Consider the following 26,612-nt stretch of genomic DNA (forward strand, 5'->3'; position numbering starts at 1 on the left):
ACATCCGGCCTGAAGCAACAACTGGATCGCGACGCGATCGGTCTGGCTCAGATGCGAGTAGTGAGTTCCCATTTGCGCGACACCTTACAAGATGCGAGGTGTCGCACTTCAACCTTGAGCCGGCCCTTCCCTGGTTCCTTCGTGATCGCGAAGGATGTCAAACCTGTGGAACTTCTGGCGTATCGTCGAGGTATTGAGGCGCTTTTTGAAGCTTCATGCCTCCCCCTCGGCGTCGGAAGCTTCGATACGTTGGTCGGAAAGTCTCAAAGTACTGGCCCATTCAAAATCGAGCGTTGGGTATATGTATCTTGTTGAGTTGGCGCTATTCAAACTTGATGGCGAGGCCGGGAGTGAGTGGTAATGCGCCGCTTCAAAGCGGCAGTGGCGTCTCAATGCCGCTATGCAAGAACAATTGAAACGGTTCTCACAACGCAATAGTTGTGGGGACGTGGCCTCATTGCGAAGAATATCTGCCAAGATGTTGTGTTCATCTAGTAAGATGATGAAATATGCAACTGGACAAGAGGTGAGGGTCGGTGACCAAGTAATGCTTGGCGATGATGCCGGTGAAGTAGTGTTTTCGATTGATGCTGACGAGTATGCTGAAGAATACTTGAGGTCCCAGTGGGAATACCTGCAAAAAGGAGTCATGATCAACTTTAAAAAATATGGGTTGATTCATTATGAGCAAGCGGAAGACGATCTTCAGTTGGTCGCTCGCGCTGCCGCCTCCTGATGCTTGATGGAACGTTGTATCTATATTTTCAGACGGGCCAAGACATGCGAGACATGCCATTTGGTCCTTCGAAGAACAGGTCATTCTGTTCGACGGTGTGCGACGGGTACAGTCGAAACCATCCGCTCCTTGAATGACTTTCTGGCTTCAGAGTGGGAGAGTGACGGGGGTAATGCCTTGCGAGTAGTTTCATGAAAATGCGATACAGCCCGCTTATCACGGCCGTGATGGCCGTTATCGGAGTTTTCGTTCATCCGGCGCATGCAATTGGCATTGACGCAACGGAGAGAGAGGCATATTCCCAAGCAGTCGAAGTCCTCGTGGAGCTTCAAGCCCCACCACCCGGATCCGATGCGTCGCTTAGATGGTCGACTAGTCTCAAGGTGCTTGCACAGTCGAAAGCTAAAGTCGCCGACGGGTATTTAGCGGACTTGGCGCTATTCAAGCTCGATGGAGAAGTCGGATCTGAATGGTCGTGCGCCGCGTCAAAGCGCGCGAAGAACTTCGCGGTTCTTATGAATAAGCAACTGGCAAGATTTGGGAAAGGTAACAGTTGCGCGCAATTGGCTTCCGCGAGAAAGCTTGACGCACAGCAGCTTTGTGCTTCCAGGAAAGAGTTTGAGCGGCGTGTTGAGCAAACTCGCCGCGTTCCCCAGCCGGACGAAGATGGGGCATGTTCATAGCCTTTCCGCGATCGTCTCACTGGTGGTTACCGTCGAGCTTATCTTGGACGCTGCGGTGCTGTCCTCGCGACCCCTTCGGACTGGCCGAGGCGTCAACACCTTGCAGAGTCAAGACAGTGAGAATGGCTGATTGTGTGAAGCGGGAGCGCCCGTGAGGGGGCGATCAAGCATACTTCTTGACGATACCTTCCCGGCTGTCCAAATAGCTCCCAAGGTAGGAAGGCGGCAGGCTGTTGAAGGCCGACTCCCTCCCATTCGGATCTCGATAGACCGCATGGAGGTTATTGGTGCCGGCGATATGGTCGAACATCACTTCGGGATTGTCGCGAATCACCCCTTTGGCATACCGAGGGCCGCTGGAGAGGCAGCCGGAAGTTCTTCCTATTTCGGCGTCCACTGCCTCAGCCGACATGGGCTTGAGGGAGAAGGCAGTTTTCAACTTGCCTGACGGACGTATGGGCGCGCCAGTTCCCAGCGTGGCGGTCACGAAAGGCGTTTCGGGGTTGCTTCTCTCGCCGTAGGTGTGGACCTTTTTCAGACCTTGCCATGGATCCACCACGATCGCATGATCTCCCGCCTGGGGAGTTCGCCAATCCCCGATGATCACCAGACTGTGCTTCTTCGATTCCAGCACCTTGAATACCGGCTGGTCCCGTCGATGGCCCTGGAGTTCGGCAAGCACCATGTTTGCGTACTCGCCGCAATTGCCGCCACCCGTCTCCTTGATGGCTTTGATTTGTAGATCCTGGCTCGCTTCTTCATCGACGCGGCCACGGAACATCTGCTTGCGCATCCAACTGCGGCCGCCACTCATCAAGATATTGGCCACTTGATTCCCCGGACCATCCGGAAAGGTTTCATGGGCTGTTCTCAGCAGGATGTCGTGCGCCAAGGACATCATCTTGAACGTGGCGGTGGAGACCGGTATGACCGTTTCATTGCGCTGCCCCGCCGGCAATGAATCGAGCCCGGATCGTGCAGGCTCGATAAGGAAACATACCTGCGGCTTGCGGTACTGCTCTCGGACGAGGAGGGGACTGGGCGGCGACCGAGTTGATGCAACGGCGAGTCACCCAGGGTAGGGCTGCCGGTCGCGGGCCGTTGCTGGGAGGACGACGCTCGCATCTGCTCGCCATAGGTCACGGGTGCATGAGCACCGTCCATTCGGCCGCATATATTTCCCATTGCCGTTCTCTCCCATTCATGAAGCGCAGGAGAAACCCATTGGACGGCATGGGCCCGGCGGGTTTGTGTACCCGCCGAATGGATGAATGGAAATCCGAACTCCTCAGCGCCCGCTCGCCTCGATCCGAATTTCATCCGCGCGGCAGGTGCCACCGCCGCTGCCGCCGGGCTGGTCGCCGAGCAGTTGTTTGAGCGACCCGCCCGCCTGGTAATCACGCGGCAGTTTCACCTGGATTTCCGTCAGGTATTGCCCCGAGCACATCAGCTTGACGCTGTCCCGATACGCGTCGCTACCGGTCTCGGCTTTCAGCTTCTCGTAGAACGCGCGCTTCGAAATCGATCCGCCGATGTTCTGCCGGATGTATTGCCCGACACCCGAATCGTTGAACTGCTTCACCAGATCCACCGCTCGGCGGAAATACGCATCCGGATTCATCGCCTGGCAGGTGCCGTGTTTGCGCCATTCGTGTTCGCCGAAGTCCTTCTCGTACAGGAAATTCGGCATCCACGGTCCGATGTAGGCGATCGTCTCCTTCGACAGGTTCATCGGCGCCGTGCTGCAGTTGCCGTAGCTGATGCCGCATTGCTGGCGGTTGGGCCACAGCCCGTGCAGCGTCAGGTTGCTGACCTTGAGCTTGCCGCTCTCCATCGCCTCGCATTCCGGCTTGCCGCGCTTGCCGCCCGCCGTCCATTCGCAGAAGCCGGGCTGCCACGACATCGCCAGCACGAAGCTGTCGTACTCGTTGGCCGTGGAGCACATGCCGCCGCGGCCCGAGATCGACGGCCCATTGCCCTCGGCCGGCGCGCGGCCGGACTTCGCCGCGGCGGAGACTTCCGAGCCGCCGCCCGCGCTGCCGCAGTCGTTCTGCACCCAGCGCTCGGAGGGCCGCGCGGTCGGCACCTGCACGCGGGTCCAGCCCGCGTCGTGCGTCTCCAGGATCGTGTAGCCGGTGCCCGGCGACAGCTTCGCGCCGTCGGGATTGGTGCTCTTGCGGAAGGACTGGAAGGCCTCGCAGGCGCGCGAGGCGGTGAAGGTGCCGCTGGCGGGCGCCGCCCACGCCGAGGGCAGGGCGCAGCAGGCGAGCGAGAGGAGTGCGGTCTGAAGAGCGGTTCGGAGGGCGAGGCGCATGGGCATCAAGCAAGGCTGAAACGACAGCCGGCTTTGTACGTCATCTCGCCGCTCCCCGGGACTCCGCCCGGCTCAGGGGACGCCTCAGAACCCGATCGACACACCCAGTCCCAGCACCCAGTCGGGGGTCTGCTTCGTCAGCCCCCGGTTGAGCGACGCATCCAGCTGCAGCCGGCGGTCGACCAGCCAGGTCACGCCGGTCCCCGCCGAGATGCTCCGGCCGCCATTGCGGCTGGACGCCAGCTGATCGCCGGCGACCTCGACATAGCCCTTCCAGCGCTCCGCGATCGGCCAGCCCAGCGAGGCGCCCAGGATGCCGCCGACGAAATGCCCGCCGTCGTCGCGCCGGTCGCGGTACAGGCCGCCGATCAGGCCGGCCGACCAGTCGTGCGGCAGATCCCATTCCGCCGTCAGCCGCAGCGAGGGCCGCACGCCCTGACCCCGGAACGCCGCCGAGCCGCTGTCCATGTCCATGTGCAGCAGCCACGCCAGCCCGGGCTTGCCGTGCTCGCCATCGCTGTCCTGCCAGTGCCACTTCACGCCGAGCGCCGTGTCGGCCCAGCCGCTCACGCGCGCCGTGCCGTCGGCGTCGGTCGCGCGCAGGCGCTGGTAGCCGTCGGTCTCGATGCGGAACTCCCAGTCCTGGGCGAAGCCGAATCGCAGCAGCGTCGGCGTCGACCACAAGCGGCTGCGCACCCCGCCGCTCTTGTCGCGCTGGTAGCCGAGGCCCGTCTCCAGCAGCGCGCGGCCCTGGCCGACGGTGCTGCTCGATTCGACGATGCCGGGCTGGTCCGGCTCGATGGCCTCGGCCTCGTCGGCCGCCCGCGCGGACATCGGCGCGGACATCGATGCGCTGGCGATCAGCAGCGCCGCGGCGCTGCCGCGAAAGAGTTCTGGCTTCATGTCGACGGCTCCCTGCCGGTGTGGATCACTGCCCGCCGCGCTCGCCGCCCATCCACCAGGAGGGCGGCACGCCCGAGGCCCCCGGCGCCGGCCCGGAGCCCGCGTCCGATGCCGGCAGCGGCGGCGGCATCGGGCCGATCGTCTTGAGGCCGGCATCGCCGGCGAACTCGCTGTAGACCCAGTCCGGCCCGTACGGGCCTTCCTCCTGGACCAGCCCGCCGTCCTTGGGCGGCTCGATCTCCGACGGCGCGATGCCCTTGAGCGCCACCGCCATGTAGTCGATCCACGCCGGCAGCGCGATGCCGCCGCCGGATTCGCCCGCGCCCAGGCTGCGCGGCTGGTCGTAGCCGATCCACACCACCGTCGCCACGCGCCGCTGGAAACCGGCGAACCACGCGTCCACCGCGTCGTTGGTCGTGCCGGTCTTGCCGTACAGGTCGTAGCGCTTGAGCGCCGCGCTGGCGCGGTACGCGGTGCCGCGGATCGCGACCTCGCGCAGCAGCGTGCCGGTGATGAAGGCATTGCGCGCGCTGATCGCGCGGCGGTCGTCGGTGAGCTTCTCCGGCTCGGCCTCGAACAGCACCTGGTTCTGCGCGTCGACGATCTTCGTCACCAGCAGCGGCTTGAGCAGGTAGCCCCCGTTGGCGAAGACCGAATACGCGCTCGCCATCTGCAGCGGCGTCACCGACCCCGAGCCCAGCGCCAGCGTCAGGTTGTCAGGCTGCTTGTCCACGTCCAGCCCGAACTTGCCCGCCCACGAGCGGCCGCGCTCGGGCGTCAACTGCTCCAGCAGCCGGATCGTGACCATGTTCTTGGACTTGGCCAGCGCCTGGCGCAGCGTCAGCGGGCCGTCGAACTGGCCGTCCGAGTTGCGCGGGTTCCAGTCGCCGACCGAGATCGGCGCGTCGTCGACCAGCGTCGCGGGGCTGGCGCCGATCTCCATCGCCCCCGAGTACAGGAAGGGCTTGAAGCTCGAGCCCGGCTGCCGCCAGGCCTGCGTCGCGTGGTTGAACTGGTTGCGGTTGAAGTCGAAACCGCCCACCAGCGCCAGGATCTTGCCGCTGTCGGGCTCGACCGAGACCAGCGCGCCCTCGGCCTCCGGCGACTGCGTCACCGCCCAGGCGCCCTTGGGGAACTCCTTGGTCGGGTTGCCGCGCAGCACGCGGATGATGGCGCCGCGCTGGATGCGCAGCGTGGGCTTGGCCTTGTCCGACAGCGCCGACAGCACCGAGCGCAGCCCGTCGCCCTTGATCTCGATGTCCTCGCCATCGGCCAGGCTGGCCTGCAGCCGGTTGCTGGCGACGCGCGTCACCACCGCCGCGCGCAGGTCGTCGTTGTCGGGATGGTCGTTGAGCGCCTGCGCGATGGCGGCGTCCTGGTCCTGCGCGTCCATGCCGTCGGGCAGGTCGACCTCGCCCTCCGGACCGCGCCAGGCCTTGCGGCGCTCATAGTCCATCAGCGTGCGGCGCAGCGCCTTGTACGCGGCCACCTGATCGTCCATGCGCAGCGTCGTGGTCACGCGCAGGCCGCGGCTGTAGGCCTCGTCGCCGTACTGCGCATGCACCACCTGGCGCACCATCTCGGCCGCGTACTGGCCAAAGGGCAGCCGCTGCTCCTGCGCGCTGCGCAGATGGACCGGCTCCTCACGCGCCTGCGCGGCCTGCTCCGCGGTGATCATCCCGGTGTCCACCATGCGCTGCAGCACCACCGCCTGGCGGCGCTGCGCGCGCGGCAGGTTCATCAGCGGATTGGCGTAGTAGGGGTTCTGCGGCAGGCCGGCCAGCATCGCCGTCTCGCCGATCGACAGGTCCTTCAGCGACTTGCCGTAATAGGCCTGCGCCGCCGCCTCGAAACCGTAGGCTCGCTGCCCCAGATAGATCTGGTTCATGTAGACCTCCAGGATCTTGTCCTTGGAGAGCTGGCTCTCGATCTTGAAGGCCAGCAGGATCTCGACGAACTTGCGGGTGTAGAGCTTCTTCTTGGTCAGGTAGAGATCGCGCGCGAGCTGCTGCGTGATCGTCGACGCCCCCTGGCTGCGCGACGAGAACACATTGGCGAGCGCGGCCCGGAAGATGCCGGTGAAGGACACCCCCTGGTGCTCGTAGAAGCTGGCGTCCTCGACCGCCAGCAGCGCCTGCTGCATCTGCTTGGGGATCTTGTCCAGCGGCAGGTAGCTGCGGCGCTCGGCGCCGTATTCGGCCAGCAGTTGGCCGTCCTCGGTGTAGACGCGCAGCGGCTGCTTGGGGTTGTAGTCGGTCAGCCGGTCCAGGTCGGGCAGGCCCGGCCAGACCACCGCCGCCGCGCCGGCCAGCAGCAGCGCCACCGCCAGCACGCCGGCGCCGGACCACACGGCGATGCGCTTCCAGGCCGGCAGCGTGCGCAGCGAGGCCCGCATCGGCGCGGTGCGGCGCCACAGCGCCTGGAACAGTCCGGCCACGGCACGGACCACGTTGCGAGCGAATTGAGCGATCTGCTGCATGCGGGGCGCACGAGTTCAGGTCGGCGGATTATCGTCAGACATCGCGGCTGGTTTCGGAACCGGCGCGGGTCGCAACAATCGGTACACACAGGACACACGGCCGCCGTACTTCCCCCTGCGAAGGCCCGCGCGAGGGCGCCGAGTATCCATGAGGTCTGAGGTATCGTGCCGCCCCATGCAAGAGATGACTTTCTACTGGCACGACTACGAGACCTTCGGACGCGTGCCGCGCCGGGACCGGCCGGCGCAGTTCGCCGGCCTGCGCACCGATGCCGAGCTGAACGAGATCGGCGAGCCGCTGATGGTGTATTGCCAGCCGCCGACCGATGCGCTGCCCGATCCCGAGTCCTGCCTGCTGACCGGCATCCTGCCGCAGACCTGCGCGGAGCAGGGCCTGCCCGAGCACCGCTTCGCCGCCGGCATCCACGCCGAGCTGTCGCGCCCCGGCACGGTGGGGCTGGGCTACAACACGATCCGCTTCGACGACGAGGTCACGCGCTTCCTGTTCTGGCGCAACCTGATCGATCCCTATGGCCGCGAGTGGCAGAACGACTGCGGCCGCTGGGACCTGCTCGACGTGGTGCGCTGCGCCTACGCGCTGCGGCCCGAGGGCATCGAATGGCCGAAGCACGAGGACGGCCGCCCGTCGTTCAAGCTCGAGCACCTGACGGCCGCCAACGGCCTGGCCCACGAGGCGGCGCACGACGCGCTGTCCGACGTGCGCGCGACGATCGCGCTGGCGCGGCTGATCAAGCAGAAGCAGCCGCGGCTGTGGGACTTCTGCCTGAAGCTGCGCCGCAAGGACGCTGTCTGGGCCGAGATCGGCGTGAACCGGCCGTTCCTGCACGTCTCGGGCATGTACGGTCCGGACCGCGGCTGCATCGCGCTGGTGTGGCCGCTGGCGCCGCATCCGACCAACAAGAACGAGCTGATCGTCTGGGACCTGGGCACCGATCCGTCCGAGCTGCTGAGCCTGGACGCCGAGGCGATCCGGCTGCGCCTGTACACGAAGCAGGAGGCGCTGCCCGAGGGCGTCACCCGGCTGCCGATCAAGACGATCCACGTGAACAAGTCGCCGATCGTGATCGCGTCGCTGAAGATCCTGTCGCCCGAGATGGCGGCGCGCTGGGGGCTGGACCTGGAGCAAGGCCTGGCCCGCGCGGCGGCGCTGCAGGCGCGCGGCGGCGAGCTGACGCGGCTCTGGCCGCAGGTGTTCCAGCGGCCGGCGGGCGAGGGCGGCGTCGATGTGGACGAGGACCTCTACGGCGGTTTCGTCTCGAACGAGGACCGGCGCTCGCTGGAGCGGCTGCGCGGGTTGTCGGGCCAGGCGCTGGCCGACCGGGTCGCGCAGGGCACGGTCGCCTTCGAGGACGCGCGGCTGGAGGAGATCCTGTTCCGCTACCGCGCGCGCAACTTCCCGGACAGCCTGAGCGGCGACGAGCAGGCGCGCTGGGAGCATCACCGCGCCGCGCGGCTGCACCTGGGCGAGGGCGGCGCGCAGACGCTGGAGGCCTTCTTCGAGCGCCTCGACGAACTGGGCCAGGCGGCCGAGGACGCGGATGACGAACGCGCCCAGGAGATCCTGTCGGCGCTGTACGACTGGGCCGAGCAGATCGCGCCACCGCCGCCTTGAGGCTGGCCCCCACATCACCACTTGCTTAGTTGCCACTTCAACATTAAGGTGGCAACTAAATGCCAAGTCACGACTTCCAAGATGGCCCCGGAATCGACCGCTTGTCGGGACTCGACGGGGACGTGTTCGTCATCGCCAAGCGCACCAGTTCGCTGCGAGACGTGCGGGGTGCCCTTCTGGAATTGGCGTATGTGCTGCATGACGAGGACGTTCGATCCCGCGGCAGCCGGGAGCCGCCCCTGTTGCCCGCAACAGGCCTTCTCGTGTTGTCGGACTCCAAGGTGCACGAACGCACGTTGCAGCGGGAACTTCAGCAGTTTCAATCCATCATCGATGCGGCATTGAGAGGCCGGCTGCATGCCGTGCTTGCCCCCGGCGGCGCCGGCCTTGAGGCGGATCGAATGCCTGCCGGCTTGCCTCCGGCGCTGGCACCCCTGGTTGCCGGTCTGGTCGCGAGGGATCGTGGCCAGGTCGTTCGCGGTGGCCGGGTCACGAAGTCCATGGTGAAGGCCGCGATGCTCGCGGCATATGCGGCCGTTGCGCCGCAGGAGCAGCCAGCCAGCGTGGCGGATCTGCAGCGTGTCACCCGCGCCAGTTATCCGACGGTGGCTGGCGCATTGAAGGAGCTTGCTGGGCGGCGGGCCCTTGATGACAGCGGCGTCCGATTGAATCCACCGGACCCTGATCTCTGGCGTTCAATCGCCACTGGTCTCGTCGCGGATCGACGCACTCGGCGGTACGTCGATCCGACCGGCCAGGCCATGCGGCCCGAACGCATGCTGGTGCTGCTCGAACGGCTGCTCGGCCAGCGCATCCCGGGACGGGAGGCCGCCGGGCCGGGCGGTCTGCCCATGGCGGTCAGCGGCGTTCTGGGCGCCAAGCGCCTTTACCCGGGTCTGGACATCACCAGCGCGATGCGCCTGGACCTGTGCGTCTTCGATGCCGATGACGGCTTCGTGCGGCAGCTTGACCCGGGGCTCGTGCGCACGGAGGACCCGCTGGCCAAGGCGGCGCTGGTACTGCATTTCACGCGCGACGTCCGGCCGCCACCGCTCCGGCGAAACAGCGAGGAAGCGAACTTCGTCGAGTCTGGAGCGGACGAACCGGTCTTCCGGATCGAGCCGGCCAGCGCGGTGGACTGCTTCGCCGATCTGCTTGAGATGGGCTACGCCCGGGAGGCGCGTGAATTCGCCCTTGCGATGACGAGTCGCGGCGGCGGATGACGTATCGCCGAGGGGGCGATCGCAAATGCCGAAAGCTTCCTCATGCGTGACCCGAAATCAATCCTGGCCGAGGCGGTCGTCGCCGAAATCGCGGCGGCGTTGCCAGATCCGGCGCGGCGCCAAGTGATCCTGGTCGGAAGGACAAGCGCTCGAACAAGGATCTTGGCCGCGTGATCGCCTTGGCGCATCTGGCCTTCATGCGGCAGGTGCGGCTGGGGAACGAAGAGCTGTTCGACTGGCCTGACCGGATGACGACGGCACTGCGGGTGAAGTTCGGAGACGCCGCGCCGGATCTGGCCGCGCGGGCCGGCGAAGGCATCCAGGCCCTTCTGCGCAGCCGGACCGACCTCGTCCAGGCACTGGCGATCACGCAGAGGAGCCTCCTGGCCGGGCAGGCCGTCGACCTGGACGGCTTCCTCGCGACGGCCAGGCGTCTGGAGTCCTGGGTGCTCAAGCCGCTGGCCACCGCGTTCTGACAATCGGATGCCCACCCCGGAACCGGGTCCTGTCCGGGGTTTTCAGGGTCGGGTAAAACGGGTACACCTGCGTCATTCCCCAGGAGACGACATGCAATCCCAACACGACGCCGCCGATCCGATCGCCGCCCGCATGCGGGCGATGCTGGTGCGGGCGCCCCTGGCGGTGGCCTTCGTGGCCGCCGGCCGCTTCGAGGTGGTCAGCGAGCATTTCAACCACCTGTTCGGCCACGGTGACGAGACCGACCTGACCGGCACCGACCAGCGCGCGTCCGTCGTCTCCGACGCCGCCCACCAGGCGCTGCACGCCCGCATGGGCGCCGCCTTCAGCGCCGGGCGGCCGCTGGACGAGGAAGTCGAGTTCGTGCGCCGCGACGGCTCGCGCTTCTGGGGCCGGCTGCAGGCCACGCCCGTCCATTGGGAACAGCCCGCCGGCGAGGCGATGTGGGTCGTCGACGACGTCACCGCCGCCCGCACCCAGCGCCTGCAGCCGACCTGGTCGGCCAAGCACGACGAGGTCACCGAACTCTCCAACCGCCGCGAAATGGAGCGCCGGCTCTCCGAGCACGTCGGCAGCCGCCGCAACGAGCCGGTGTCGGTGCTGTTCATCGACATCGACAAGTTCGCCGAGGTGCTGCAGGGCATGGGCACGGAGGTCGCGGACCATTTCCTCTACGGCCTGGGCCAGATGCTGGTCACCAAGGTGCGGGCGTCGGACACGGTGGCGCGCATGGAGAACGATCGTTTCGTCGTCCTGCTGCCGGATTGCGATCAGCACTACGCGCAGATCGTCGCGGAGAAGATCCGTTCGGCGATCGCGGGTTACCGCTTGCGCTGGGGCCTGCATCGGGCGCGCGTGAAGGCGAGCCTGGGAGTGGTGCAGCTGCAGCCGTCGCTGGACACGGTGGATGCGGTGCTCGGCGCCGGGCAGCACGCCTGCGAGGAAGCCAAGGCCGCCGGCGGCGACAGCGTCCGGGTGTTCATCTCGAGCGGCAGCTTCGAGGAACTGGCCGGCGCTTGAGCGCCAGGGAGAGACAGGCGGCGAGGCAAAGCCGCCAAGGCCCCCCCCCTGTAACACTTTGATGTGAATAACTGGCCGGAAAACGCCATTCTTTTCTAAAGATCGGCAATCAGATGCCGATGACGGCGAATAGAGTGACCGCTTGAGACCCGCCGCAGCGACGCCGGGCCAGCGAACTACGAGGGTTTCGCCATGTCCACCGTCAGCCTGTCGACCGCCTTGTCCGGCATGTCCGCCGCCAACGAGCGCCTGCGCGCCGCCGCGAACAACGTCGCCAACGCCTCGACGCCGGGCTACCGCCGCGAGCGGATCGAGGCTGAGACCGCCCCGGACGGCGACGGCGTCACGACCAAGGTCGAGAAGCTGCCCGAGCCCGGCGCCGATCTGGCGGCCGACCTGGTCGAGCAGAAATCCGCGACCTACGCCTTCGTCGGCAACCTGCGGGTGCTGCAGACCCAGATCCGGGCCGAGGGCGCCTTGCTCGACATCCACGTCTGAGCCCGCCGATCCCTCCGCGCTCCCAATGACAGACGGCCGCCTTCAAGCGGCCGTCGTCACTTCCGCGCCCGCGCGCGATCAGGGCTTGAGCTCGAACAGCGACGAGCCGTCGCCGTTGTCCTTCACCAGCCCCACCTGCGGCGTATCCGCCAGGTGCGCCGCGGCGCCATTCCCGGAGACGAACTGCAGCGCCACGCCCGGCACCGGCCGGATCCGCCACGATGGCGCCGCCACCGCCGCGCTCAGCGAGGGCTGGGCGGCCAGGAAATGCGCCACCGCCTCGCGGGTTTCATCCGGCGCGTCGACGACGACCTTGTCCGCCCCCAGCGCCGGGAAGTGGCCGCCGCCATAGGCGCGGTAGTTGTTGGTCACGACCAGGAACTCGGCCCGCTCGTCGAGCGGCTGGCCACGCCAGCTCAGGCCCACGACGCGATGGCCGTCGCTCACCTGCCTGCCGTCCTTGTCGAAGCGGGCCGGCTGCGTCAGGTCGAGCTCGTAGCGCAGGCCGCCGTCCTGGCCCAGCATCATGTCGAAGTTGAAGCTCGGATAGCTCGCGTCGACGACGTCCTGCCGGGCCGGCCCCTGGGGATCGATGCGGCGGAACTGGCCCGCCGACATCTCCAGCCAGTCGCGCACCTGGGCGCCGCTCAGCTTCACGACCTTGATCGTGTTCGGATAGACGTAGAGATCGGCGACATGCTTGATCGCCACGGGGCCGGCCGGGATGTCGGTGTACTGCGTCCAGCCCTGGCGCCCGCCCGACTTGAACGGCGCGGCGGCGCTGAGCATCGGCAGCTTGTCGAGCGCGGTGCCCTGGACCGCCTTCAGCGCGTAGGCCAGTTGCGCCTGCGCGACCAGCCGCACCGCCGTGCCATCCAGCACCTGCGAGAAATAGCTGTGGATCGGCTTGTCCGCGATGGCGATCTGGCTGCGCACGTGATCCAGCGTCGCCTGATGCTCCGCCGCGATGACGGCGGCGGGCATCGGATCGGCGTCGGCCAGCGGCTGGCGGCTGGCGCGGTCGAAGACCGGCCGCAGGCTGGACCGGCTGCCGACGACCTGCCAGCGCTTGCCGGCGGGCTTCAGCGTCAGGTCGACGATGCCCAGGTGATCGCCCCAGCGGCCCGGCATCACGGCCGGCGTGCCGAAGAGCTTGCCCGACTGCAGATCCACGCCCGGATAGCCGGCAAAGCCGGGCCCGGGGAACTCGGTGTGCGCATGGCCGAGCAGCAGCGCATCGACGCCCTTCACGCGGGCGAGCTGGGCGGCCATGTTCTCGGAGAGCCTGGGGAGCTCGGTCTTGTCGATGCCGGTGTGGGCGATGACGACGATCAGGTCCGCGCCCTGTTGGCGCAGGCGCGCGACCTGCTCGGCGGCGGCCTCCACCATGTCGCGCACCTGAACCTTGCCGGCCAGGTTCTGCCGATCCCATTCGAGGATCTGCGGCGGCGTGACGCCAACCACGCCGATCTTCAGGCGGTGCTCGCGGCCGTCCTCGTCGCGCATCGGGCGTTCGAGCATCACGCTGGGCGTGAACGCGTGGCGGCGGCCGTCGGCCTCCATCACGTTGGCGTTCAGATAAGGGAAGTTCGCGCCCGCGATGGCCTGCCGGAGAAACGGCAGCCCATAGTTGAACTCGTGATTGCCGAGGTTGGCCGCGTCGACGCCGAGCAGGTTCAGCACCTTGTAGGCGGGGTGCGTGTCTCCGGCCTTGAGCGGCTTCACGCGGGCGACGACGTCGCCCAGGGGATTGCCCTGCAGCAGGTCGCCGTTGTCGAAGAGCAGGCTGTTGGGCGCCTCGGCGCGCGCCCGGTGGATCAGCGTGATCGTCTTGGCCAGACCGAACTCCTGGGACGGGCGGTCCTGGTAGTAGTCGTAGTTCAGCAGGTTCATGTGGATGTCGCTGGTCTCCAGCACGCGCAGCTTGAGTTCCGCGGCGGACAGCGGCATCGACACGGCGGCCAGGGCGCTCAGCCCCAGCGCGGGGAGGGCGCGCGAGGCGGCCTGCCAGGCGGCGTGCCAGGTGGTGTTCCAGGGCAGGGCGCGCATCGGGTCAGGCCCAGTCCGTGCCGTCGACCAGCACCGCGAGCGCGCGCTGGAAGCCCTCGGCGTCGATCGCATCGAAGCGCGCGGGCTCCGGGCTGTCGAGGTCGAAGACGGCCCGCAGCCGGCCGCCGGCGGCCACCGGCAGCACCAGCTCCGAGCGCGAGGCCGCGTCGCAGGCGATGTGGCCGGGGAAGGCATGCACGTCCTCGACGAGCTGGATCTCCTGCGTCCGGGCGCAGGCGCCGCAGACGCCGCGCGAGAAGGCGATGCGCACGCAGGCCACCTTGCCCTGGAACGGGCCGAGCACCAGCTCCTGGTCATTGGCGGGGCTCACCCTGTAGAAGCCAGCCCAGTTCAGCGCCGGGACGGCGTTGAAGACCAGTGCCGCGAACTGCGCCAGATTGGCGAGCCAGTCGCGCTCGCCGTGCAGCAGCGCCTGCGTCTGGGCGAGCAGCGTGTCGTAGGAGGCGCGCTTGGCCTCGGGCGTGGACATGTCCAGCAGCGGGGTGGGATCGAAGCTCATGGGGCGGGATTGTGGCGGAGGTCATCTGAGAAAGCGGTCCGCGTCGTTGAGAATCCGCCCGCTTCGACGCAATGAGGGAGAGCACCACGATGCACATGGCAAGGAAATTGGCGGCGATGGCCGTCTGGCTGGGGGCGGCCCTGCAGGTCTTCGCCGCCGAAGAGCCTGCGGCCGCGGCCAGCGCGGCGCGCGAGGCGTCGCCGCTGCTGGCGCCGTCCGAACAGGTCGGCTGGGTCTCGCAGGGCGAATGGTCGCGGCGCTGGTGGGAATGGGCGATGTCCTTCGACAGCGACACCAGCCCGGTCGCGGATCGCACCGGCGCCCTGTGCGGCAACCGGCAGGAGGGCGATGTGTGGTTCCTCGCCGGCACCTACGGCACCGCGCGGACCGTCCGCAGCTGCCGCGTGCCGCGCGACAAATACCTGTTCTTCCCGCTGGTCAACTACATCGTGTACTCGCCGCGCGGCGCGGTGCTGAGCTGCGCCCAGTTGACGCGCGACGTGACTCGATTGTCCGAAGGTGCCGAGTTGCTGGTGCTGGAGATCGACGGGGTACGCCATGACGATCTCGTGCGCCATCGGCAGGCTGCGCCGGAGTGCTTCAATGCGTGGGCTCGGCGCGGGGCCGGCGTCAGCACGCTGGCGGCGGCGAACGGCTATTACGTGATGCTCAAGCCGCTGCCGCCGGGCCGCCACACGCTCAATTTCGGCGGCGCGTTGCGCGACGTGTCGCAGGCGGTCAGCTACACCCTCTGGGTGGAGTGATCCCACCTCGGAGCGGCGGCCGGCGCGGGCTGCTCATCGCCACAGCGCCGGCAGCGGCCGCGCCAGGCGCTCAGGGCTCAGCCGCGACGCGTTCCAGCGGGCGCGTCCTCGTCGAAGTCATACGGAAATTTCTGTCAAGACAGAAATTGCCATCGACGTTCGCACGCGAACGACAGAATGAAGCGTCGGCTGACCCCGGTGCGCGAGTGCGCCGCCGCCAATGCGCTGATGACGGTGGATGCCTGGTGCGCCGGGCCTTTCGATACTGTCCTCTTTGGCCGAAGAGGAGCTTGAAAAGTGTCGAAGGAACCACGCAGCCGCGCTGATCGCGACCCGGAGGAACAGCCCGAGGACCCGGCGTGCGGGTCCGGCGGATCTCCCTGCGCGCCGGACGCCGGCGTCCAGTCGGCGCAGACACCGGCCACCGGCGGTCCGGGCGCCGGCGTCGCCGCAGGGCTCACGCTCGCGGCCCTGGGAGGGCTGGCCGTTCTTGGAGGTGGAGGAGGTGACCGCGAAGCGGCCGGCGCGGGGCATGCCGCACCGGCGGGCCCATGGCCCGCAGCACCCGGCGCCCCGCCGCCCGCGCCCGCGCCCGCGAAGCCGCCCGTCCCCTCGCACGTGGTCCATGCACGCCCGCTGCCGGCGCCCGAACTGCCGTCCACGGCAACGGTCGAACCAGCGATTCCGCGCCAGCCCTCGAAGATCGCCGGCGCCTCGATCGGCAAGGCGGCCGACGATCCGCCGCCAGCGCCCGTGCCGGCCCCCGACGTGCCGCCTCCGCAGACTCCGCCGGACCGGATGGCCAGCCCTCCGGTGCAACCGGCCGATCCGATCAAGCCTCGGACCGTCACCGCCAGCATCCATCCCGGCCCAGCCGTTTCCCTGGATGACGAGACGGACGCCGGTCTGTCCGGTTCCCCATCCTCCCTGACCTTGCGCCTGAAGCACGATTCCGGCGAGAGCAGCAGCGATCGGCTGACGCGGGACGCGACGGTCGTGGTCGAGGGCCTGGACCCGCTCGTTCATTCGCAGTGGTGGTACAGCGTCGACGGCGGACCTTGGCAGGATGGAGTCGGCGACACCATCCCGGACACCGCCTTCCGGGCCGAGGGCCAGCGGCACGTGGACGTCGAGGCGGCAGACGCCATGGGGCAGGTCACCGATCGCGGCTCGCTCAGCGTCGAGCTCGACCGGACGCCGCCCGATCCGCAGCGCCATTGGGTGCGTCTTGAGGGTGCGAGCGGCCAGTTCGTGAACGAGCTGGGCTCACCCGACCCGCTGGGCGCCTACCAGCTGGTGCGGGATGCCACCGTGATGATCGGTCCGCTGCCGCAGGACGTGCGCTGGAACTACGCCATCCGGCCGGGCGCCGCGGACGATTCCGCCGCTCGTCAGGAAGGGCAGGGCGGCGAGATTCCGCACGCCGCGTTCCAGCCAGGCGCCAACGAGCTGTCCATCGCGTTCCGCGATCTGGCGGGCAACGCCACCGACACCATGCACCTGCATCACCTCTACCTGAATCCGCCGGTCGTCTGAGCTGTTCAGCGGCCGCCGGTGAGCACGCCGACCTTGCCCATCCACGCCTGCGCCGGCCCGGCCAGCCAGGCGCGGGCCGCGGCCGACTCCTTGATCTGCGCGTCCAGGAAGGCAACGCTGACCTGCCGGGCCGCGATCACGCCGAGCTGCTGCTCGTGCAGGCGCCGGTAGTCGGGCACCGCCGGCACGGGCGCCATCCGCGCCGGGGCTCCGCGGCCGGCGCCATGCCGGCCCTGCGGCGGCTGTGACTGCGCATCCTCCTCGGCCTTGCGGATGCGCTTGTTCTCGCGCTCGACGTCCTCGGGGCGCGGCTCGTTGCCGCCAAAGGCGGCGTGCCGCACTTCCGCCACGCTCAGCAGCCAGCCCCGCCCCGCCGGCATCGCGGCAAAGGGCAGTTCCCGCCAGCGCAGGTCGCGCACCAGGCCCAGCACGTCGCTGTCCTCCGGGCCGGTCAGGCCGAGCACCGGGATGGCCACGTCGCGGTAGCGTGCCGGGTCCGGCTGCGCGAGCACCTGAGGGCTGATCACGATCGCGGCAGCCGGCCGCAGCACGTTCGAGGCCAGCACCGTCCCGTCGGCCTGCCGCTCGCCGGCCAGCGCCATCGCCATCTGCGCGCCCAGCTCATAGCCCGCCACCGCCGTGCGTGACCAGTCCAGCCAGCGCCAGGGCGCGGCGCCTTCGCGGCTGAGCCGCTGCGCCTCGGTCAGCAGTTCGTCGAGCCGCGCCAGCCGGCGGCGTGTCTGCACGTCCGCGTAATGGCGCCGGCCCAGCTCGGTGAACTCGGCCGAGCGCGCGAGCTCCGAGGACCAGGCCATCGCATCGTCCTCCAGCGGCTGCAGCGACAGCACCGCGTAGCCCGCCGCGGCCCAGGCGCGCCGCCAGCGCAGGCCGGCGGTTTCGGATTCGCCCAGGCCAGGCAGGTAGACGATCACCGGCCGCTTCTCGGCCTTCGAGCCGTTCGGCGCGGGCAGCGCCAGGCTCAGCCGCAGGTCCTCGCCGCGCAGGCGCCAGACGACGGGCTGCACCTCGGCGCCGCGCGGCGCCGGCTCGCCCGCGTAGCCGCGCGACTCGAACTCGCGCTGCTGCTGCTGTTCCTCGAGCCGCGCCTTTGGCGGGCCGCCGCCGCAGGCGCTCAGCAGCAGCGACGCGCCGATCGCGGCGCAGGACGCCAGGAACAGCGAACGCGCGGTCGCGCGCAGACGGGCACCGCCCAGGGAGGTGAGTTCGATCATGGCGCGCGACCCTATGCGGGCGATGTAAAGCAGCGATTGCTGCGGACGGCGCTCAATGCGCCGGCGAGGCCGTCGGCGCGTGCTCGTCCGGCATCGAGGCGTTGAAGCGCTGCAGCACGTGCCGGCTCATGCCCTTGGCGAGTTCCTCCTCGCCATGGAAGACCGTGCCCAGCCCCTCCTTGCGCAGCAGCGCCGATTCTTCCTCGCCGTGGGTGCGCAGCACGATCTCGATGCCGGGATTGAGCTGGCGCGCGGTATCGGCCATCTGCCGCGCCTTCATCGAGTCGGGCACCGCCACCACCAGCATCGCCGCGTTGGCGATGTGGGCCTGGACCAGCACCATCGGGTCGCTGGCGTCGCCGCTGACCGCCGCCAGCCCGCGCCGGCGCAGCGCCTCGACGGTCTCGCGGCCCTGGTCGGCCACCACGAAGGGGATGCCCTGCTCGGTCAGCGCATCGGCGATGCGCCGTCCGACGCGGCCGAAGCCCACCAGCACCACCTGACCCTCCAGATACTGGCGCCCGGTGGTCTGCGGCAGCTCGGCGTAGGGATCGTCGCGGGCCTCCAGCTTTCTCGCGAAGGCCGAGCGGTCCAGCACCCAGCGCCGCAGCGGCTGGATCATCGCGAACATCAACGGATTCAGCGCGATCGAGATCAGCGCCGCCGCCAGCACCAGGTTCATGCCCGCCTTGGGCAGCAGGCCCAGCTGCAAGCCCAGCCCGGCCAGGATGAAGCTGAACTCGCCGATCTGCGCCAGGCTCGCCGACACGGTCATCGCCGTGTTCAGCGGATAACGGAACAGGATCACCAGCGCCATCGCCGCCAGCGCCTTGCCCAGCATCACGATCGCCACGACGCCCAGCAGGTGCAGCGGCTGGTCGACCAGCGTCATCGGATCGAACAGCATGCCCACCGACACGAAGAACAGCACCGAGAACGAATCGCGCAGCGGCAGCGATTCCTGGGCGGCGCGGTGGCTGTACTCGGACTCGCGCATCACCATGCCGGCGAAGAACGCGCCCAGCGCGAAGGACACGTGGAACAGCACGCCCGCGCCGTAGGCGATGCCGATCGCCACCGCGATGACCATCAGCGTGAAGAGCTCGCGCGAGCCGGTCCGCGCCACCTGCCACAGCAGCCAGGGCAGCACGCGCCGGCCCACCACCAGCATCAGCACGACGAAGGCGGCCATCTGCGCCAGCGTCTCGGCGATGGTGCGCCACAGCGGCTCGTCCGGCGCTCCCTGCGCGCTGCCGCCCAGCACCGGCGCCAGCGGCGGCAGCAGCACCAGGATCAACACCGTGGCCAGGTCCTCGACCACCAGCCAGCCCACCGCGATGCGGCCGTTGACCGATTCCAGCGTGCCGCGCGCCTCCAGCGCCTTGAGCAGCACCACGGTGCTGGCGCAGGACAGCGACAGTCCGAACACCAGCGCGGCGCCGGTGCTCCAGCCCCACCACATCGCCAGGCCCATGCCCAGCAGTGTCGCGGCGGTCATCTGCACGACCGCGCCCGGCAGCGCGATGCGCTTGACCGCCATCAGGTCCTTCAGCGAGAAGTGCAGGCCGACGCCGAACATCAGCAGCATGACGCCGATCTCGGACAGCTGCGCGGCGATGCCCACGTCCGCGACGAAGCCCGGCGTGGCCGGCCCGATCGCGATGCCGGCCAGCAGGTAACCCACCAGCGCCGGCAGGCGCAGCCGCTCGGCGATGAAACCCAGGATCAGCGCCAGACCGAAGCCCGCCGCCAGCGTGGAAATGAGGGAGACGTTGTGTTCCATCAGCCCGCCGCTCCCGGACCGGCGAGGGCGGCGAAGGCCTCGCGGTGACGGGGGCCCTGGGCGAAGGCGCCCAGGGCGGCGGCGATCCGGCGCTCCGTGTCCGCCGCGTCGGGCAGGCCGGGGCCGTAGATCTCCATCCAGGTCTGGAAGACCGGATCGTTGTCATGGCGCCGCAGCAGCCGCACCGGCTGCGCGTCCCGCGCCTGTTCGAAAGCGGTCAGCGCGGCCGCCAGGTGGTCCGTGTGGACGCGGTAGTAGACGTAGAGCTCGACCGGCGGCGCGCCGGCCGGGAGGTCGGGAGGAGGGGCGGCGGTCCGCGTCGGCGGCGAAGAGGTCATTCCGGTTCTCCGATGGCGTAGGGCAGGGGGCGGGGCGTGAGCACGGCGCCTTGCGCGCTGCCCAGGTGCAGCGTGCCGGACTCGAGCGCGGCCAGCTTCACCTCGGCCAGCAGCAGCGGGCGGCCTTCCAGCCGGCCGAAGCCGGCCACCATGCCGGCCGGCTGCTCCGGATCGGCGCTGTGGAAGATCTCCTGGCCCGGCGTGGCGTCGGCGTCGCTGCCCTCCAGCGCGAACAGGTGGGTCCGGCGCTTGACCGTGCCGCGGTACTGGCTGCGCGCGACCACTTCCTGGCCGGGGTAGCAGCCCTTTTGGAAGTTCACCCCGCCCACCAGTTCCAGATTGACCATCTGCGGCACGAACTGTTCCACCGTGCCTTGACGGATCCAGGCCAGACCCGCGGTCACGTCCAGACCCTGCCATTCCTCAGGATCGATCGGCGTCAGCGCGGGCGCCGCGGCGCCGGATGGCTGCAGCAGCAGGAAGCGCGGCGTCAGACCGTCATCGGGCAGACGCGTGGCGAAGGCCGCTTGACCGTCGGCCAGCGCCAGCCGGCCCACCGACCAGACCTGCGCCGGCGCCGAGGCGCCCAGCCACTCGCGCGCCTGCGCGCCGGACAGGCCCCACACCGACCAGGCGGCGCTCTCGTCGCTGAGCTTGCACTTCGCGCGCAGGACGAACATCGACAAGCGCTTGACGGTCGCCGGCACCAGTTCGGCCGGCAGCGCCAGCAGCACCGATTGCTCGTCCGGCTTGACCGCCAGCATCGTCGCCAGCAGCCGCCCCTTGGCCGAGCAGTAACCCGCCAGGCGCGCCTGCGCGGGCGTCTGCAGGGCCAGGTCTTGCGTCAGCTGCGAGTGCAGGAACTTGGCGGCTTCCTCGCCCTGGGCGCGGATGACGCCCCAGTCGGCGAGCCGGACGGCACCCAGCGCCGAGGACGGCACGGGCGGCGGAGCGTGGTGGAGGTCTTCGATCATGGGGCCGATTATCATCAGCCCCCGCATTTCACGAAGGGCTCCGGGTCTTGTCACGCGCGAAGCACAACCCTCGCCGCGCCGCGAGGAAATCGAAGAAGCAATCGGGCCGGATCGGACGCTGGCTGCTGTCCCTGCTGGTCGCGCTGGCGGTGCTGGCCGCGGGCGCCGCGGGTGCCGTCTGGTGGTGGCTGCAGACGCCGCTGGCGCTGGAGAAGGACAGCCTGGAGCTCTCCATCGAACCCGGCACCCCGCCGCAGCAGGTCGCGCAGGCCTGGGTGGGAGCCGGCGTGCAGACCGATCCGCGTTTTCTCTACGCGTGGTTCCGCTACTCGGGGCAGGCGCGCAAGATCCGCGCCGGCAGCTACGAGGTCCATGCCGGCATCACGCCGCGCGAGCTGCTCGACAAGATGGTCCGCGGCGACCAGACGCTGGAGCAGCTGCGCATCATCGAGGGCTGGAACTTCCGCCAGCTGCGCGCCGCGATCGCGGCCGCGCCGGCGCTCAAGCAGACCACCGCGGCGATGACGGACGACCAGATCATGGCCGCCATCGGCGCGCCGGGGCAGCCGGCCGAGGGGCGCTTCTTCCCCGACACCTACGCCTACAGCCGCGGCGTCAGCGACCTGACGGTGCTCAAGCGCGCCCATGCGCTGATGCAGAAACGGCTGGAGAGCGCCTGGTCCGGCCGCGGCGACGGGCTGCCGCTCAAGAACGCCGACGAGGCGCTGATCCTGGCCTCCATCGTCGAGAAAGAGACCGGCGCCGCGGCCGACCGCGGGCTGGTGGCGGCGGTGTTCGTCAACCGGCTCAAGGCCGGCATGCCGCTGCAGACCGATCCGACGGTGATCTACGGGCTGGGCACGGATTTCGACGGCAACCTGCGCCGCATCCATCTGCAGACCGACACGCCGTTCAACACCTACACCCGCGGCGGGCTGCCGCCGACGCCGATCGCGATGCCGGGCCTGGCCGCGCTGCAGGCGGCGCTGCATCCGACGCCGTCCAAGGCGCTGTACTTCGTGTCGCGCGGCGACGGCACGAGCCAGTTCAGCGAGGACCTGGCCGCGCATAATCGCGCGGTCAACAAGTACCAGCGCGGCCGCTGAGGCGTCCGCGCTGCGCTTTTTCCGGAAGAGCATTCACGCGTGAGCGGCCGATTCATCACCTTCGAGGGCATCGACGGGGCGGGCAAGTCCACCCACATCGCGTCGGTCGCCGACTATCTGCGCCAGCGCGGCGCCGAGCTGGTCCAGACCCGCGAGCCCGGCGGCACGCCGCTGGCCGAGTCGCTGCGCGGGCTGTTCCTGCACCAGGACATGGACGGCCTGACCGAGGCGCTGCTGGTGTTCGCCGCGCGGCGGGACCATGTGCAGCGCGTCATCGCGCCGGCCCTGGCCGCGGGCCGGACAGTGCTCTGCGACCGCTTCACCGATGCGAGCTTCGCCTACCAGGGCGGCGGGCGCGGCATGGACCTGCAGGTGCTGGGCACGCTGGAGCAATGGGTGCAGCAGGGCCGTGAGCCGGACCTGACCTTCTGGTTCGACGTCGATCCGGCGATCGCCGCCCAGCGCCGCGCCCAGGCGCGCGACGCCGACCGGCTCGAGCAACTGGACCTCGATTTCTTCGCCCGCGTGCGCGAGGGCTACCGGCGCCGGGCCGAGGCAGCGCCGGGCCGCATCGCCCGCGTCGATGCCGCCGACACGATCGAGGGCGTCGCGGCGCAGATCCGCGCCGAGCTGGAGCGCCGCGGATGGTGAGCGAATCCTCCGTGACCGCCGATGGCGCCGCCGCGCTGGCCGAGGGCGGCCAGTTGCCGCTGCCCTGGCTCGCCGCGCCGCTGCATCAGGCGCTGACGCAGGGACGCAGTCACGCGCTGCTGCTGCAGGGGCCGGCCGGCGTCGGGCAATTCGACCTGGCGCTGCTGCTGGCGCAGGCCTGGCTCTGCGAAGCGCGCTCCGCGCCGGAGCAGCCCGGCTGCGGCCGCTGCGCGAGCTGCCATCTGCTGCGCTCGCGCTCGCATCCGGACTTCCAGGTGCTGCTGCCCGACGCGCTGCGCGAGCCGCTGGGCTTCGGCGCGATGGAGGCGGAGGGCGAGGGCGGCTCGTCCGCCAAGGCGAGCAAGACCAAGCCCAGCCGCGAGATCAAGATCGAGGCGGTGCGGCAGATGCTGTCGTTCTCGCAGGTCAGCGCGGCGCGCGGCAAGGCCAAGGTGGTCGTCGTGTACCCGGCCGAGGCGCTGAACATGGTGGCCGCCAACGCGCTGCTCAAGACGCTGGAGGAGCCGGCCGGGCTGCTGCGCTTCGTGCTCGCGAGCGCCGCGCCGCAGCAGTTGCTGCCGACCATCCGCAGCCGCTGCCAGCCGCTGCAGATGGCGCTGCCGGCGCGCGAGGCGGCGCTGGCCTGGCTGACGGCGCAGGGCGTGGACCAGCCGGGCGTGCTGCTCGACGCCACCGGCGGCCGTCCGCAGGAGGCGCTGCAATGGAGCGGGGAGGGCATCGCCGCCAGGACCTGGCTCGAGCTGCCGCGGCGCATCGCCCGCGGCGAGGCCTCGGCGCTGACCGACTGGCCGGTGCCGCGCGCGATCGCCGCGATGCAGCGCCTGGTGCACGACCTGATGCGCATCGCCCATGGCGCCGGACCCGCGTACTTTCCGCGCGACGCGCTGCCCAAGCTGCCGGCGGTGCGCGCGTCGCTGGAGGGCTGGGCCAAGGTGCTGCAGCAGGCGGCGCGGCATGCGGAGCATCCGCTCAATGCCGGGCTGCTGATGGAGTCGCTGGTGGCGCAGGGCCAGCAGGCGATGCGGCCGGCGCGCTGAGGACGGCAATGCAGCCGTCAATGCAGTCGTCAGCGCCGCCGCAAGGCAGCCGCCAAATTCCTCCCGCAAAGCCGCCCCGCGTCGGGTAATGGCCCGTAACGCCGTCTTGGCGCCGCTGCGCCGCGAGTAGACTCGCTCCCCATGAGCGAACTCAGTCTGAAACCGATGAGCACCACCCCCTCCGCGTCCGCTCCGGCCACGACCGCCGGCGCCCGGCCCAGCGTGATCCAGCTGGTGTTCAAGGAGAAGGGCGCCCTCTACGCGGCCTACATCCCGATCTTCTCGGAAGGCGGCGTCTTCGTGCCGACAACGCGCGAGTACAAGCTGGGCGAGGACATCTACCTGCTGATGACGCTGCCCGAGGACCCCAACCGCTATCCGGTCGCCGGCAAGGTCGCTTGGCTGACGCCGGCCAATGCGTCGGGTGGCCGCACCCAGGGCGTGGGCGTGCGTTTCCCCGGCGACGAGAAGACCCGGCTCATCAAGCTCAAGATCGAGGAACTGCTGGGCACGGCGATCTCCTCGGCCAAGCCGACCCAGACCATTTGAGCCCGGCCGGCGGCATGCGCCGCCGCTCGACCCGTTGCCGATGTACATCGATTCCCATTGCCACCTGAGCTTCCCTGAGCTCAAGTCCCAGCTCCCCGACCTGCTCGCCGCCATGGCGGCCGCCGAGGTCTCGCAGGCCGTGTGCATCTGCACGACGATGGAGGAGTTCCCCGAGGTCCGCGAACTGGCCGACGCGCACGCGCAGCTGTTCGCCACCGTCGGCGTCCATCCGGACAGCGACGAGGTCCATGAGCCCAGCGTCGACGAACTGGTCGCCGGCGCGGCGCACCCCAAGGTCGTCGCGATCGGGGAGACGGGCCTGGACTACTACCGCCTGAACGGCCGCACCGTCGCGCAGATGGAGTGGCAGCGCGAGCGCTTTCGCCACCACATCCGCGCGGCGCGGCGCACCGGCAAGCCGCTGGTGATCCACACGCGCTCGGCGGCCGAGGACACGCTGCGGCTGATGCGCGAGGAGCAGGCCGGCGAGCCCGGCGGCGTCGTGCACTGCTTCACCGAGACCATGGACGTCGCCAAGGCGGCGCTGGACCTGGGTTTTCACATCTCGTTCTCCGGGATCGTGACCTTCAAGAACGCGGCCGACCTGCGCGAGGTCGCCAGGATCGTGCCCGCCGACCGCCTGCTGATCGAGACCGACAGCCCCTATCTCGCGCCGGTGCCGTATCGCGGCAAGCTCAACCAGCCGGCCTACGTGCCGCATGTCGCGAAGCTGATCGCCGAGCTGCGCGGCGTGCCGGTCGAGACGCTCGCCGCGCAATGCACGGCCAACACGCGGCGGCTGTTCCGGCTGCCGGAGGCGGCGTGAGGCGGCTGCCGGGGGCGGCCGGCCGGGCCGCGGGCACGACGGGCGCAGTGGCGGTCGCCATGATGCTTGCCATGACGCTCGCTCATCCGGCCGCGGCGCAGAGCCGCTTCGGCTCGCAGGCGCCCGCGATGGCGGCGGCGTCGGACAGCGCCCCGCTGCCGGAATTGCATGTGGCCGCCCGCAGTGATCACGCCAGCACCGTGATGAAGCTGCTGCTGGCCGGCGCGGATCCGAATGCCCGGGACAGCCAGCGCAACACCGCCCTGCACGTCGCCATCCGCGAGGAGTCCGGCAAGGCGATGGAGGCCCTGCTGCGGAGCCCCGCGACCGACGTCAACGCGATCAACCAGGCCGGCGAGACGCCCTTGATGCTGGCCGCGATCAAGGGGCGGCTCGACTGGGTGCGGACGCTGGTCCAGCGCGGCGCGCTGGTCAACGAGGCCGGCTGGACCGCGCTGCACTACGCCGCCGCCGGCCCGAACGAGCATGTCGTGCGCTGGCTGCTGGGGCAGGGCGCCGAGATCGACGCCCGCTCGCCCAACGGCACGACGCCGCTGATGATGGCCGCAGGCTACGGCGGCCTGAGCGGGGCCGAGGCGCTGATCGCCGCCGGTGCCGATGTGACGCTGCGCAACGACCACCAGATGAGCGCCGCCGACTTCGCCCGCCGCGCCGGCCAGGACGAACTGGCCGACAAGCTCGACCAATTGGCGAAGACCCGGGCCAAGCCAGCCGCCACCGCGCCGTGAGGCGCTTGCTGGCATTCCCCTAGGAATCCGTCTGACACGCCGTTTGGCCGGCCGCCCACTGTTGGCGGCGCGGCCCGGTCTCTACAGTTCATGCCATGCCGACACGGTGTCGGCGGCCCTCGAAACCGCTTCGAGGCCACGCTCACCGGCCCTTCTGGAATCGACCGCATCCCCTGGAGACCGACATGCTGACCTCGACCCACGCCTTCGCCGCCAACCCCTTCGCCATGCTGCTGGACCCGGCCGGCGTCGCGCATGAAGTGGCCTGCTCCGAGCGCCTGGCCCGCCTGCGCAGCCGCGTCTACCGCCCGCTGGACAAGCCGCTGATCGCGCGTGTCGATGCCGCCGACCAGGCGCGTTTCGACGAGGAAGTCGACGCTGCCGAGCTCACCGAAGCCGATCTGCCGCCGCTGGACGAGCAGTCGGGCGAAGACGGCGGCACCGCGACCGCGTTCGACGCGTTTGGCGCCTGACGATCGCTGCCGAGGCAAGTAAATCGGCCGCGTTTGTC

26 protein-coding genes are annotated in these 26,612 nt (G+C 69.3%); 16 read left to right on the forward strand and 10 right to left on the reverse strand.

What is annotated here, in order from left to right:
- The coding region (locus tag ABDW61_RS21890) for a hypothetical protein (protein ID WP_343641750.1) at positions 1-315 on the forward strand (315 nt) is incomplete at its 5' end.
- A gap of 85 nt (positions 316-400) precedes the next feature.
- Complete coding sequence (locus tag ABDW61_RS21895; protein ID WP_343641752.1) at positions 401-736, forward strand: hypothetical protein; 336 nt, start codon at positions 401-403, stop codon at positions 734-736.
- A gap of 846 nt (positions 737-1,582) precedes the next feature.
- Here ABDW61_RS21895 and ABDW61_RS21900 read toward each other — a convergent pair.
- The 4 genes from ABDW61_RS21900 to ABDW61_RS21915 all read right to left on the reverse strand — a co-directional run bounded on the left by ABDW61_RS21900 (position 1,583) and on the right by ABDW61_RS21915 (position 7,115).
- Positions 1,583-2,311, reverse strand: coding sequence for a hypothetical protein (locus tag ABDW61_RS21900; protein WP_343641754.1), 729 nt, complete (start codon positions 2,309-2,311; stop codon positions 1,583-1,585).
- 396 nt (positions 2,312-2,707) lie between these two features.
- A complete protein-coding gene (locus ABDW61_RS21905; RefSeq protein WP_343641755.1) occupies positions 2,708-3,733 on the reverse strand; it encodes a ribonuclease I in 1,026 nt (341 codons plus the stop codon).
- 84 nt (positions 3,734-3,817) lie between these two features.
- A complete protein-coding gene (locus tag ABDW61_RS21910) occupies positions 3,818-4,636 on the reverse strand; it encodes a transporter (protein ID WP_343641756.1) in 819 nt (272 codons plus the stop codon).
- 25 nt (positions 4,637-4,661) lie between these two features.
- Positions 4,662-7,115 carry a PBP1A family penicillin-binding protein gene (locus ABDW61_RS21915; RefSeq protein ID WP_343641757.1) on the reverse strand — a complete coding sequence of 818 codons (2,454 nt, stop codon included), beginning with the start codon at positions 7,113-7,115 and terminating at the stop codon, positions 4,662-4,664.
- Positions 7,116-7,290: 175 nt separating this feature from the next.
- Between ABDW61_RS21915 and sbcB the strand changes: the two genes are divergently transcribed.
- From sbcB to ABDW61_RS21940, 5 genes are all read left to right on the forward strand, one after another.
- Positions 7,291-8,748, forward strand: coding sequence for an exodeoxyribonuclease I (gene sbcB, locus ABDW61_RS21920; RefSeq protein ID WP_343641759.1), 1,458 nt, complete (start codon positions 7,291-7,293; stop codon positions 8,746-8,748).
- A 59-nt stretch (positions 8,749-8,807) separates the two neighbouring features.
- Complete coding sequence (locus ABDW61_RS21925; RefSeq protein WP_343641760.1) at positions 8,808-9,971, forward strand: hypothetical protein; 1,164 nt, start codon at positions 8,808-8,810, stop codon at positions 9,969-9,971.
- A 170-nt stretch (positions 9,972-10,141) separates the two neighbouring features.
- The gene (locus ABDW61_RS21930) at positions 10,142-10,447 is read left to right on the forward strand and encodes a hypothetical protein (RefSeq protein WP_343641761.1); all 306 of its coding nucleotides are present in this window, start codon (positions 10,142-10,144) and stop codon (positions 10,445-10,447) included.
- Positions 10,448-10,538: 91 nt separating this feature from the next.
- The gene (locus ABDW61_RS21935) at positions 10,539-11,468 is read left to right on the forward strand and encodes a sensor domain-containing diguanylate cyclase (RefSeq protein ID WP_343641763.1); all 930 of its coding nucleotides are present in this window, start codon (positions 10,539-10,541) and stop codon (positions 11,466-11,468) included.
- Between the two features lie 192 nt (positions 11,469-11,660).
- Positions 11,661-11,966: a flagellar basal body protein gene (locus tag ABDW61_RS21940; protein ID WP_343641765.1), complete on the forward strand. Its 306-nt coding sequence runs from the start codon at positions 11,661-11,663 to the stop codon at positions 11,964-11,966.
- A gap of 78 nt (positions 11,967-12,044) precedes the next feature.
- Here the strand turns inward: ABDW61_RS21940 and ABDW61_RS21945 are convergent, their stop codons facing one another.
- Together ABDW61_RS21945 and ABDW61_RS21950 are read right to left on the reverse strand one after the other, a co-directional pair.
- Complete coding sequence (locus tag ABDW61_RS21945) at positions 12,045-14,015, reverse strand: bifunctional 2',3'-cyclic-nucleotide 2'-phosphodiesterase/3'-nucleotidase (RefSeq protein WP_343641767.1); 1,971 nt, start codon at positions 14,013-14,015, stop codon at positions 12,045-12,047.
- Between the two features lie 4 nt (positions 14,016-14,019).
- Positions 14,020-14,505: a GAF domain-containing protein gene (locus ABDW61_RS21950; protein WP_343641836.1), complete on the reverse strand. Its 486-nt coding sequence runs from the start codon at positions 14,503-14,505 to the stop codon at positions 14,020-14,022.
- Between the two features lie 125 nt (positions 14,506-14,630).
- On the opposite strand from ABDW61_RS21950, the gene ABDW61_RS21955 reads away from it, so the two are divergent.
- Together ABDW61_RS21955 and ABDW61_RS21960 are read left to right on the forward strand one after the other, a co-directional pair.
- Positions 14,631-15,299, forward strand: a complete 669-nt coding sequence (locus tag ABDW61_RS21955) for a hypothetical protein (RefSeq protein ID WP_343641768.1) — start codon at positions 14,631-14,633, stop codon at positions 15,297-15,299.
- 618 nt (positions 15,300-15,917) lie between these two features.
- On the forward strand, positions 15,918-16,835 hold the full coding sequence (locus ABDW61_RS21960) for a hypothetical protein (RefSeq protein ID WP_343641770.1): 918 nt from the start codon (positions 15,918-15,920) through the stop codon (positions 16,833-16,835).
- Positions 16,836-16,840: 5 nt separating this feature from the next.
- Here ABDW61_RS21960 and ABDW61_RS21965 read toward each other — a convergent pair whose 3' ends face one another.
- Genes ABDW61_RS21965 through ABDW61_RS21980 form a run of 4 tightly spaced genes read right to left on the reverse strand, consistent with a single transcriptional unit; the run spans position 16,841 to position 21,162 of the window.
- Complete coding sequence (locus ABDW61_RS21965; RefSeq protein ID WP_343641772.1) at positions 16,841-18,067, reverse strand: hypothetical protein; 1,227 nt, start codon at positions 18,065-18,067, stop codon at positions 16,841-16,843.
- A gap of 52 nt (positions 18,068-18,119) precedes the next feature.
- On the reverse strand, positions 18,120-19,850 hold the full coding sequence (gene ybaL / locus ABDW61_RS21970; RefSeq protein ID WP_343641773.1) for a YbaL family putative K(+) efflux transporter: 1,731 nt from the start codon (positions 19,848-19,850) through the stop codon (positions 18,120-18,122).
- On the reverse strand, positions 19,850-20,188 hold the full coding sequence (locus ABDW61_RS21975) for a DUF4936 family protein (protein ID WP_343641774.1): 339 nt from the start codon (positions 20,186-20,188) through the stop codon (positions 19,850-19,852). The genes ybaL and ABDW61_RS21975 overlap by 1 nt, the downstream gene beginning before the upstream one ends.
- Complete coding sequence (locus ABDW61_RS21980) at positions 20,185-21,162, reverse strand: folate-binding protein (RefSeq protein ID WP_343641775.1); 978 nt, start codon at positions 21,160-21,162, stop codon at positions 20,185-20,187. The genes ABDW61_RS21975 and ABDW61_RS21980 overlap by 4 nt, the downstream gene beginning before the upstream one ends.
- Before the next feature lie 110 nt (positions 21,163-21,272).
- Here ABDW61_RS21980 and mltG point away from each other — a divergent pair, with 110 nt between their 5' ends.
- The 7 genes from mltG to ABDW61_RS22015 all read left to right on the forward strand — a co-directional run bounded on the left by mltG (position 21,273) and on the right by ABDW61_RS22015 (position 26,574).
- Positions 21,273-22,268, forward strand: a complete 996-nt coding sequence (mltG, locus tag ABDW61_RS21985) for an endolytic transglycosylase MltG (RefSeq protein ID WP_343641838.1) — start codon at positions 21,273-21,275, stop codon at positions 22,266-22,268.
- A 39-nt stretch (positions 22,269-22,307) separates the two neighbouring features.
- Positions 22,308-22,919: a dTMP kinase gene (gene tmk, locus ABDW61_RS21990; RefSeq protein WP_343641776.1), complete on the forward strand. Its 612-nt coding sequence runs from the start codon at positions 22,308-22,310 to the stop codon at positions 22,917-22,919.
- A complete protein-coding gene (locus ABDW61_RS21995) occupies positions 22,913-23,977 on the forward strand; it encodes a DNA polymerase III subunit delta' (RefSeq protein ID WP_343641777.1) in 1,065 nt (354 codons plus the stop codon). The genes tmk and ABDW61_RS21995 overlap by 7 nt, the downstream gene beginning before the upstream one ends.
- A 165-nt stretch (positions 23,978-24,142) precedes the next feature.
- Positions 24,143-24,526, forward strand: coding sequence for a PilZ domain-containing protein (locus ABDW61_RS22000; protein WP_343641840.1), 384 nt, complete (start codon positions 24,143-24,145; stop codon positions 24,524-24,526).
- A 40-nt stretch (positions 24,527-24,566) separates the two neighbouring features.
- Positions 24,567-25,352: a TatD family hydrolase gene (locus ABDW61_RS22005; RefSeq protein ID WP_343641778.1), complete on the forward strand. Its 786-nt coding sequence runs from the start codon at positions 24,567-24,569 to the stop codon at positions 25,350-25,352.
- 71 nt (positions 25,353-25,423) lie between these two features.
- The gene (locus ABDW61_RS22010) at positions 25,424-26,101 is read left to right on the forward strand and encodes an ankyrin repeat domain-containing protein (RefSeq protein ID WP_343641779.1); all 678 of its coding nucleotides are present in this window, start codon (positions 25,424-25,426) and stop codon (positions 26,099-26,101) included.
- Between the two features lie 185 nt (positions 26,102-26,286).
- A complete protein-coding gene (locus ABDW61_RS22015) occupies positions 26,287-26,574 on the forward strand; it encodes a hypothetical protein (RefSeq protein WP_343641780.1) in 288 nt (95 codons plus the stop codon).
- The last annotated feature ends 38 nt before the right edge of the window (positions 26,575-26,612 follow it).

Origin of the sequence: Roseateles sp. (assembly GCF_039595595.1) — a bacterium.
Classification (GTDB): Bacteria; Pseudomonadota; Gammaproteobacteria; order Burkholderiales; family Burkholderiaceae_C; genus Roseateles.